Below are 1104 nucleotides of genomic sequence, written 5' to 3'. Positions count from 1 at the left end.
GTGGTGCTGAAACCTGTCAAAAAGGCCTGAAGTCAGGCCTTGTGTGGACTCCGTTAGGCCAAAGCGCTTGAAAAAGCGCCAAACCGGACGGGTTGGGGCAGTTGAAGCCGAGTTTTTCAACGGCCTGCTAGACATCCAAAGGCGCCTGGCCAAAGCTAGCCGCCTTTTTTCGTTCCTTTCTGTTTGCTGTTCCGTTTACCGAGGTAAGCCATGCGTGACCGTTTCGATGAGATTCGTGCCGAGCGGGATGTTCATGCCGTGGAGCCGGTTGTTTACAACCGTGATCCCCATGCCGGGCTGTGGAAGCAGATCGCGTTGGGGATTGTGGTGGGTTATCTGGCGTTGGGTGTTTTGAGTGCCGTGGGTTGGGCGGTGGCTGTGCGGTTTGCGATGGGCGGTTTGCAGATTGCGGTGCCGTGAAAGCTGGGCCGCTAGGCTGGCGAACAGGTTCTTCTGAGGCCGTGGTATCAGCGGGCTGTGGCGCCTTCTCTTGCCGTTGACGTTACCCGTGGTGCGGCGCAGAATCGGCGCCATTTCGCGGGGAGCTATCCTCCGCTAGCGGTTTTCTTTGGTGTCTGAAGGGCGTGTGATGAATACGTTGCTGTCTGCGGTCTCGGTGATCGTTTGTGTGTTGGCAATCAGTGCGGGTGTGATGCTCGATGTTCGGCACAAGCCGAGCGACGAGGCGAAGCGGGTGTATACCGCGGAGCGGGTAAACGAGATTCTGCGGCGTAATACCAAGCAGAGCTGAGCCGAGAGGCAAGGCGGCGGATTAAAAAAAGAGGCGGCCCGCGGGTCGCCTTTTTCATGCCCGAAAAAAGCCGGGCGCAAGCCCGGCGAAGTCCAACGAGGAGAGGTGCTGCGGCGTGGGTGTTTACCAGAGCGGCAGGCTGTAGCTGACGATGAAGCGGTTCTCGTCGAGATCGCTCTGGAAGTTGCTGCGCGTGGTGGCATTGCGCAGCTTGAGGCCAAGATTCTTCAGCGGGCCGCTCTGGATGACGTAGGCGATGTCGGTGTTGCGCTCCCAGGTCTTGCCTTCGCTGGCGCCGGCGCCGCGGTCGACGTTATCGCCGGAGACGTAGCGGGTCATCAGGCTCAGCCCGG

3 protein-coding genes are annotated in these 1104 nt (G+C 59.8%); 2 read left to right on the top strand and 1 reads right to left on the bottom strand.

Annotated elements, in window-relative coordinates:
* The first annotated feature begins 210 nt into the window (after window positions 1-210).
* Window positions 211-420: a hypothetical protein gene (locus IEG05_RS23080; protein ID WP_191122779.1), complete on the top strand. Its 210-nt coding sequence runs from the start codon at window positions 211-213 to the stop codon at window positions 418-420.
* Window positions 421-589: 169 nt separating this feature from the next.
* A complete protein-coding gene (locus tag IEG05_RS23075) occupies window positions 590-751 on the top strand; it encodes a hypothetical protein (RefSeq protein WP_172602747.1) in 162 nt (53 codons plus the stop codon).
* A 123-nt stretch (window positions 752-874) separates the two neighbouring features.
* On the opposite strand, the gene IEG05_RS23070 is transcribed toward IEG05_RS23075, so the two are convergent.
* Window positions 875-1104, bottom strand: a 230-nt coding sequence (locus tag IEG05_RS23070) for an OprD family outer membrane porin (protein WP_191122672.1), incomplete at its 5' end; no start/stop codon positions are given.

Origin of the sequence: Stutzerimonas kunmingensis (assembly GCF_014764705.1) — a bacterium.
Taxonomy (GTDB): domain Bacteria; phylum Pseudomonadota; class Gammaproteobacteria; order Pseudomonadales; family Pseudomonadaceae; genus Stutzerimonas.
This window is presented reverse-complemented; position numbering and strand designations above follow the sequence as displayed.